At 34.4% G+C, this 8,432-nt stretch carries 6 protein-coding genes; 3 read left to right on the top strand and 3 right to left on the bottom strand.

The features are described from left to right. Window positions 1-35 precede the first annotated feature (35 nt). Both RM51_RS13770 and RM51_RS13765 read right to left on the bottom strand, forming a co-directional pair. A complete protein-coding gene (locus RM51_RS13770; RefSeq protein WP_039370688.1) occupies window positions 36-2,891 on the bottom strand; it encodes a M16 family metallopeptidase in 2,856 nt (951 codons plus the stop codon). 167 nt (window positions 2,892-3,058) lie between these two features. Then, window positions 3,059-3,742, bottom strand: coding sequence for a LolA family protein (locus tag RM51_RS13765; RefSeq protein ID WP_039370686.1), 684 nt, complete (start codon window positions 3,740-3,742; stop codon window positions 3,059-3,061). A 340-nt stretch (window positions 3,743-4,082) separates the two neighbouring features. Here RM51_RS13765 and RM51_RS13760 point away from each other — a divergent pair, with 340 nt between their 5' ends. The 3 genes from RM51_RS13760 to RM51_RS13750 are packed head-to-tail and all read left to right on the top strand — an operon-like array spanning window position 4,083 to window position 6,834. After that, complete coding sequence (locus RM51_RS13760) at window positions 4,083-5,591, top strand: hypothetical protein (RefSeq protein ID WP_039370685.1); 1,509 nt, start codon at window positions 4,083-4,085, stop codon at window positions 5,589-5,591. A gap of 18 nt (window positions 5,592-5,609) precedes the next feature. Further along, complete coding sequence (locus RM51_RS13755; RefSeq protein WP_039370683.1) at window positions 5,610-6,179, top strand: DUF6705 family protein; 570 nt, start codon at window positions 5,610-5,612, stop codon at window positions 6,177-6,179. A 4-nt stretch (window positions 6,180-6,183) separates the two neighbouring features. Then, entirely contained in the window at window positions 6,184-6,834 is a 651-nt protein-coding gene (locus tag RM51_RS13750) for a hypothetical protein (protein WP_039370682.1), read from the top strand. A gap of 219 nt (window positions 6,835-7,053) precedes the next feature. Here RM51_RS13750 and RM51_RS13745 read toward each other — a convergent pair whose 3' ends face one another. Then, complete coding sequence (locus tag RM51_RS13745) at window positions 7,054-8,388, bottom strand: trigger factor (RefSeq protein WP_039370680.1); 1,335 nt, start codon at window positions 8,386-8,388, stop codon at window positions 7,054-7,056. Window positions 8,389-8,432: the final 44 nt, after the last annotated feature.

The raw sequence follows: 8,432 nt of genomic DNA, 5'->3' as shown, positions 1-8,432 counted from the left end.
TCTGAGGGCTTTTATTATTTTTAGGTTTTTATTGCTTAGTTGGCTGCTCCTGCTTTGATAGCAGTAGACTTTACCTCTTCTTTTTTAGCATTTTCCCAACCGTCTTCCGGCATTAATGTTGCCACTACTCTGTTTTTAGTCAGATATTTTTTAGCAACATCCTGTAGATCTTTTACCGTTAAAGCTTTTACTTTTTCCTGATAATTAAGGATCTCATACTTATCACTTCCATCCAACTGATTTTTAGACAAGGCATTCATCCAATAGTTATTGTCTTTGATGTCTGTTTTATAATCATTCATCTCTCCTTCTTTGTACTTATCAAGATCTTTTTGTTCAGGACCTTTGTCGATCAGTTTCTGAAGTTCTGCAATTGCACTTTTTGTCAGCTTTTCTGCATTTTCTGGTCCACAAGGGAAACTTAAGCTGAAAGAGTAGTTGCTGAAAGGAACTTTATACATTCCACCTCTTGCTCCACCACCGTAGATTCCGCTTTCGTCTTCTCTCAATTTTTCGATTACTTTAATGGTAGCCACTTCTCCTAGAGCTGCAAGTGCTAAAGCTTCTTTCTCGTTGTAAGGAGTTTCTCCCGAGTAAACGATCTGAACCATACTCTTAGGATCTTTCCCTTTTTTGTACACTTTGGTATGATCTCCGGTAATGGATCTGTATCCTGTGTCTTTGAAATTCGTAGTTTTTCCTGTGGTTGGTAAACTTGCGATATATTGCAGCACCTCATTTTTAAATTTAGCTTCATCAATATTTCCTACGAAATAGAAATGGAAGTTTCCTGCATTGGCAAATTTCTCTTTGTACACATCATATGCTTTTTTATAATCTGTTGCAGCCCAATCTTTTTCTAATGGAAGAATTCCGATAAATCTTGGGTTTTTCTGATTGGTAAATTTAGCATGCTCACTTGCAAAGAAAGTCTGCGGATTAGACAGTAGATTATTCAGCATTGCAGACTGTTTGGTCTTGTATGCATTAAACGCTTCAGGGCTGTAATTTAAACCTGTAAAATACGCATATGTCAATTCCATTGCAGTCCCTAAATCTTTTTGGTTGGTTCTCCCAAATACTCCTTCCAACGTACTGCTGATGTAAGGAGTTACATTTACCTGCTTTCCAGCTAAGTAGTTTGTAAGATCAGCCTTAGAAGCGCCATTTACCCCAGCTTCAGTTAACGCTTGATAAGCAAACTGCGTTTTATTAAAATCAGCATCATTTAACAATGAATTCCCTCCTAAACTTCTTGCCGAGAAAACAATTTCGTCATCTTTAAAGTCTGTTTTCTTGAAGGTAACTTTTGCTCCGTTACTTAGCGTCCAGGTTGTTGTTCCCAGTTTTGCATCTGTTTCGGTTTTTGCAATCTTCCCTTCAGATTTAAATGGTTTCACCAAGTTTTTAATGGTTGCTTTTTCTTCGTAAGGCTTAATGTCTGCCATTTTTACAGATTCAAAAGCATTAAGAACCATCGCTTCTGTCGGCATTTTTACATTATCTTTTTTAGGCCCTGTAATAACGATAACTCTGCTGTCATCTTTTACAAATTTCTTGATAATATCGTTGGTTTGCGCCAGTGTCACACTCGGTAAGAATGCTTTAGTATCTTCATATTCCCAAGTAATTCCGGGCATAGGTTCCTGCTCCAAAAAGTTTCTCACGTATTCATCTACAAGCATATCACTTTCTGTCTTGTCTCTGTTGTTATACGATCTTTCAAGGTTCGATAGTACCTGAGATTTTGCTCTGTCAAGCTCAGTTTGAGTAAATCCAAATTTTTTAGCTCTTTCCACTTCTGTTAAAAGAACTGTAAGAGCATTAAGCTGATCCCCTTCTTTCGTCATTGCAAATCCCTGGAAAGCCTCTTTTGTTCTTGCATACGTTCCTCCATGATAAACAGACCCAAAAGTAAACGGTGGATTATTTGAATTGATCAATTCTCTCAGTCGATTATTCAGCATGGTAGTTGCCAGATTTTTAATCAGACTTTGGTTGTATTGCTCAATGGTTACATCCGGTGTATACGCTTCTGAATCTTTCATAATAAACTGAACCATAGAGCTTGTCGCATCCGGATCTGTTTCTACAGCAACCAGTGTTTCTTTATGATTTGGCAGATCAAAAGTTTTTCTTTCTCTCGGTTTAGAAGGATTTTTATATTTGCTGAAATTGTCTTTTATCTTCTTTTCAATTTCATCTACATTGATGTCACCTACTACTACGATTGCCATCAAATCCGGTCTGTACCAATCCTGATGGAATTTTCTGATCACATCCGGCTTAAAGTTTTCAAGTACTTCTTTTTTCCCGATCGGAAGTCTGTTCGCATATTGAGAGTTGTATAATAATTTAGGTAAATATTTATCCGACATTCTTTTGTCTGCACCTAAACCTAGTCTTAGTTCTTCTAAAACTACGCCTCTTTCTTTATTGATTTGTTCGTCAGAAAGTGTTGCGTTGAAAGCCCAGTCTTCCATTACTTTAAGACCTGCATCAAGATTCCCTGGTTTGTCTAGCGGTACCGGAAGCATATATACCGTTTCATCAAAGCTCGTATATGCATTAAGATGTTGTCCGAATTTCACTCCTATAGATTGTAAAAAATCAACCAGTTTATTATCCGGAAAGTTTTTAGTTCCGTTAAAGTTCATATGCTCCATAAAGTGAGCAAGTCCTCTCTGATTCTCATCTTCCAGAATAGATCCTGCATTAATTGCCAATCTGAAATCCACTTTCTTTTCAGGCAGCGTATTCTTTTTAATATAGTATTTCATTCCGTTGGAAAGAGTTCCCATTCTCACAGAAGGATCTGCCGGAATATTCTGAGCGAAGCCATTTGCAGATGCGAAAAAGATCACAGCAAATGAAAATAACATTTTCTTCATTGTATTAATTATTAATTTTTTCGGGGTAAAAGTATTAATTATTCACAACCAAAGGAAATGTTTTATTCTTATTTAAAGTTAAAGTTGAGTTAAATAGAGTTAATTTTTCCAGTGCATAAAAAAACCGGACAAAAGCCCGGTTATTATTATGTTAAGTAGTAATTTTTTTATTTAAAATCAGCGTCAGTAACTCCTGAATTCAATACTACTTTAGTGGTTTTAATAGTTACTTTTTGACCATTTCCTTCTGCTTCAATTTCAGCAGGGAATTGAATTCCGTCAACTGTCATATAACTTTTAACGATTGCTTTTCCTTCTTTAGCATCAGTTTTATATAATAATCCTGTAGCAGCATCAAAGTAAAAACTCCCTTTATCTGAAGTCAATACATTATAATCTTTTCCGTCAATTTTTTCAACATTTACAGTTTTAAAATTAGCAGCATCATATCCTAATGCATCGATAACCTTGCTCTTTTTAAGTTCAGGAAGTTTATCAGCAGGAATATCCATTTTTTGCCCCATCTGATCCATATATCCTTTTTCACCATCGAAAACCTGAACCATTTTTTGTCCCATCATCGACTGCTCAGATCTGAATTTATTCCCCATCTTCTTAGTCGTCATAGAAATTTCCATTCCTTGTACAGAAAGAGTATTATCTGTAATCGAGCTCTTTACAGCTTCTAATTTTTCTTTTCCTCCTATAGCTTTGATATAATTATCAATAACCTGCTTAGAAGTAAGTGTAGATTGTGTAGCCGCCGACTTTACAGGAGCAGCTTTTTGTTGAGCAGCTACTGAAGTAGAAAAAAGTACTGCACAGAAAAATGGGATTATAATCTTTTTCATATATTTTTTTAAAGACGTAAATATATGAATAATTGAATGAAAACATTTTATAACGGTAACAATTATTAAAAATATCATTCTTAATTAATAAAATAGAGTAAGCACCTCAAATACCTTATATTAAAAATCTTATACAACAACAAACTTTTGAGTATACACCTCCTTTTTTATTTTTCAATATCCAGCATTGCCATCCAACGCTATACACCTAAAAATCTTCTCAAAAGCAAATAAAAATTTCCGTTTACGGAAAACAGTAATGTTTTTTATTTTTTATTTTAATATTTGTAGGATTATAAAAAAAAATTATATATTTAATCGTAATAAAACACATTTAAAAATGAGAAAAAAAACACCGGTCATGCTATGCCTGATCATCATGGTTATTTTGGCAGTCTACTCCTGTAGAACAGACTCATTCTCGGAACAGGAACCGTACAACAACACCTCAAAATTTCAGCTTACCTCGAAGAGGATTTCTCTGAATGAAGCCAAACATAAAGCCAAGCTTCTCCCAGAAATTGAAAAAGTAGAAACTGGTCTTAAAAATCCTAAAACCGATATAAACGGAAAAGTAATCGATTACGGAAACGGAGTTTCTATTAATACGGACGATGTCATCTACCTTGAAAAAGGACAGAACTTCTACAGCTATACCTTTCGTATTAATCATGAAAATGCTTCTGCAAATGCACCCATAGAAAACCTTGTGATCAGCTCGCGTCCTGATGGCACCTGGAAAGAAGTTTTGATCACATATTATCTTACCCCTGAAGAAAGACAAAATATGCTTTCGGGAGTTGCTGTAGATCTTACCGGAAAGATCACTCATCAAATACTTCAAAACGGCACTTACTCTCCGGTACTTATGCAGAATGTTGAGAACTGCCATTGGGAAATCAACTCCTACTATACCACATGCAGTGGAAATTACGCTCATCATAATGGAGAACTAACGGTAGCAGAGGGTGGTCCCTGTGAGGCAGCGTCACCATCGATATTAGTGGTTACTTTAGTTGAAAAATGTACCATAGCACTACCTGTAGATACCGGCTTGGGTGATGACGGCGAAGGTGGAGGCTCTTCCGGAACTTCACCGGGAGGATTAGGCGGTGGCAATGATCCAGACGGCACAACTACTTCACCGAATCTGCCACTTAAAAATAAAACACCATGCACTATTCTTAGAGAAAATTCTGAAAATACCAAACTACAAAGTAAACTTGACAGTTTGAAAACAAGAGTATTGCCTACAACTCCTAATTATGATGAGCATGAAACCTCCATTGTAGTAACAAAATTTAACGGACAGATCACATACAGTACCTTTGTTACTCCCAATGAGCTAGGACCTAATATACAAGCACTAAAAATAGAAACCACTAACTTTGATATTGCAGTAATGCACAATCATACTATAAAGTCTGCTTTTCAGGCACCGTCTTATCTTGATATGGTAAGCTTCTATGATAATTATAAATATTTGGATGCTTCCGTTCAGAAATCTTATATTTATTACCTTACATGTTATAATGGAGAAGTATATGCACTTAAGGCAGATGACATTAGTGCTTTAGATCCTTTTTTCGCGGAATTTTTATCCATTGGTAGTGGAAGTTTTTCTAAAGAGGAAGAAAAAGTTGCAAATAATAAAATGAAAAAAATTTATAACGATAATGGTATGATAGATGAATTTCCTCATGACAAAGATAAGTCTGAGAAAATATTTCTGAATGTTGCCCAGAGTTTTGGTAACGGTTTCAGTTTATACCGAAGAGATGGAACAACATGGGGGAAACTGAGATTAGATCCTGATGGCACAGTGAAAAAAGATGACTGCCCTTTATAACTTATAAAAAACAATAAAATGAATAAAATAGTTCTAATTTTTATTTTAATATTTTCGATACAATGCAAAAGTCAAAATAATGTGATTGACTTAAAAGACAGGTGTAATCATTCTCCTCTAAATAGAAACGATGGTAATCTATATACAAAAGATATAAGTAATATATATGATCCTTTTATAGGTGTTTGGAAGTGGATATCAGGAAACCGCGAAATGACACTTACTTTAATTAAACAAAATAAATATCAATATCAATCGGGAATTACTAACTATTATGAAGATCGATTAGTTGGATATTATGTTTACAAAGAGAATGGAATAACGCTTATAGATACTTCTGGAGACAATCTTATGCAAAATTATGTAAGAGTTTTATTCGGAATTTATTGCAATGGTACAGTTGGCTCTGATGTGTTTGAAGACGTGAAAAAGGAGAAGAATTTTAGCGTTAAATTAGAAACACTTTCTCCAACTCAAATGAAATTTACTGGTAAAGTTGGTGAAGGGACTTATCATATTGGGAGAACACTAACTAACGTTTATCTGGGCAGCACTTTTCCTTTGGAAATGGTTTTTACAAAGCAATAAGTATATGAAAATTGCTGTATTTATATTAGGTCTTATTTATTGTTTTACATATTCCCAGAAATATGAGCCGCATCATCAGGTTTATTTTATAGGAGAAAAAATCGAAGAAAAACACGAATCAAAACTTAGCAATAGAATTATTGTTCCTGCATATAGAAATGATTATTGTACATTAGATGAGAATGATGTCTGCAAACCTTTAATGAAAAAAAATAGTACCTCGAGAGAAAGCATTGAAAGCCAAACGACCTATAAGATAATAAAAGTAATAAAAGGACAGTATACTGAAGAACTGTTAAATTCTGTTCATATTACATACATTTCCGAACCTCCAATCTTTGAAATTGAAGAAGCAAAGAAAAGTAAATATGTTCTCATGGGGGTGATAAGAATGGGAGACACATGGCTTCAGTGTTTTACAGAGAAAGTCTACCCCCTTAAAAATACTAGGTGGATTTTGGCATATAAAAATAATTACCCTTTTATTAATTATAAAAAAGTATTTCCTCAGAATCTGAAAAATTCTGAAAAAGTGAAAATTATAACAGATAACTCGTTTTATAAAACAAAGCATTATTCTATACCTGAACTCGTAAAACCATACTATAAAAAAAAGAAAAAATATGCAGTAATAACTAAGGCATTTGTTTTCTGAAATTGCATTTTTGTAAGAGGAAGTTCGGAAAATAAAATTACCATATTGGGAGAACATCAACTAATGTTTATCTGGGAAGTACTTTTCCTTTGGAAATGGTTTTTACAAAACAAGAACGGTGACTTATTTATAAATTTTCGCTAGCTATATAAAACAGATACCAATACAAAAGCCACCAAAATTTTGGTGGCTTTTACATATTATTTAAGACTTAAAGAATTATTTCTTAAGTTCTTCTAAAAACTCGTCGTGAGAAATAGCAGTTTCTTTCTTAGTTGCTTTTTCAAGAATTACATCTTTCAACTTAGCCATAGCTACTTCAGAAGAAATTTGTCTTACTTGCTCTTGATCTTTCAACATTTCAACAGCATATTTCTGGATTTCCTCATCACCTAAGTGGTGGATTCCGTAGATCGCTAATTGGTTTCTTACCAATTGCTCAGCTTGTCCTAAAACATCAGCATAGTCTAATTGAATTTCGTTATCAGTCATCAATTTTCCTTCGATGATTTGATATTTCAATTGGTTTTTCTCAGCTTCAAGGATTTCTTTAGCCTGCTCTTCAGACTGAATGTTCTGATTTGAGAATTGTAACCATTTTACTAGGAACGTTTCAGGAAGTTTTACTTCTTCTTTTTCAGAAACTTGCTCTAATACTTTGTTTACAAAGTGAACATCAGCATTTTGTTGGAAGTACTCATCTAATTCAGATTTTACTTTTTCTTTCAATTCTTCTTCAGACTTGATGTTTCCTTCTCCGTATACTTTATCGAAAAGCTCTTGGTTTAGTTCAGCTAAGTTAAGACCATAGAAATCTTTTACTTTTACCTCAACTTCAGCGTGGTGTAAGTGCTCAACTTCTTCTTTAGAGAATCCTAATTCTTTAGCTAATTCTTCGCTACCTGCAAGAGTTTCTTTAGAAACTTTTACAGAACCATCCATTTTCAAAGATTTTACCAATTTGAAAGCTTCTTTGTTTTCAGCAGTAATGGTAACGTTCTTTGGGTGGTGGTGGTGCTCTCCTTCAGCATCTTCCTCAACAACTTGAGAAACTTCTAGAGCGATGTAAGAATCTTTATTGATTTTGTCTTGAGGAGCCTGCTCAGCGAAACGCTTCTGCATGTTCTCAATACTCTTGTTGATTTCTTTTTCAGAAGCTTCTACTTTGTAGTGAGGAGCTTCGTATTTAGCTAAGTCTATAGTGAATTCAGGCTCGTACCCTACTTCAAAAGCAACTTCTAACTGATCAGCATTGTAATCGAATTCGTTTACTGGCTGAGGAACAGGCTGACCAACTAATCTTAGTTTGTTTTCGTTTACGTACCCGTTCAAAGCATCAGAAACCTGCTTGTTGATTTCTTCGAAAGCAATCCCTGCTTCATATTGTTTTTTAACCATACTCAAAGGCACTTTTCCTTTTCTGAATCCAGGAACTTGTGCATTTTTCGCATAATTAATCAATTGTTTCTCAACTTTTTCCTTATAGTCAGATTTTTCCAATGTCACTGTAAGCAATGCACTTACATCATCATGGTTTTTTGCAGTAACCTTCATTATTGATTAAAATTTTAGGTTGCAAAAATATGAAAATTTTATGA

The sequence above is a fragment of the Chryseobacterium taiwanense genome, from assembly GCF_000813825.1.
Classification (GTDB): domain Bacteria; phylum Bacteroidota; class Bacteroidia; order Flavobacteriales; family Weeksellaceae; genus Chryseobacterium; species Chryseobacterium taiwanense.
Note: the sequence above shows the minus strand (reverse complement) of the source record. Positions and strands in the feature narration are given on the sequence as shown.

Coding starts and splice junctions, on each gene's coding strand:
- RM51_RS13770 (WP_039370688.1), bottom strand. CDS start 2,891: ATGAAGAAAATGTTATTTTCATTTGCTGTGATCTTTTTCGCATCTGCA.
- RM51_RS13750 (WP_039370682.1), top strand. CDS start 6,184: ATGAAAATTGCTGTATTTATATTAGGTCTTATTTATTGTTTTACATAT.
- RM51_RS13760 (WP_039370685.1), top strand. CDS start 4,083: ATGAGAAAAAAAACACCGGTCATGCTATGCCTGATCATCATGGTTATT.
- RM51_RS13755 (WP_039370683.1), top strand. CDS start 5,610: ATGAATAAAATAGTTCTAATTTTTATTTTAATATTTTCGATACAATGC.
- RM51_RS13765 (WP_039370686.1), bottom strand. CDS start 3,742: ATGAAAAAGATTATAATCCCATTTTTCTGTGCAGTACTTTTTTCTACT.
- RM51_RS13745 (WP_039370680.1), bottom strand. CDS start 8,388: ATGAAGGTTACTGCAAAAAACCATGATGATGTAAGTGCATTGCTTACA.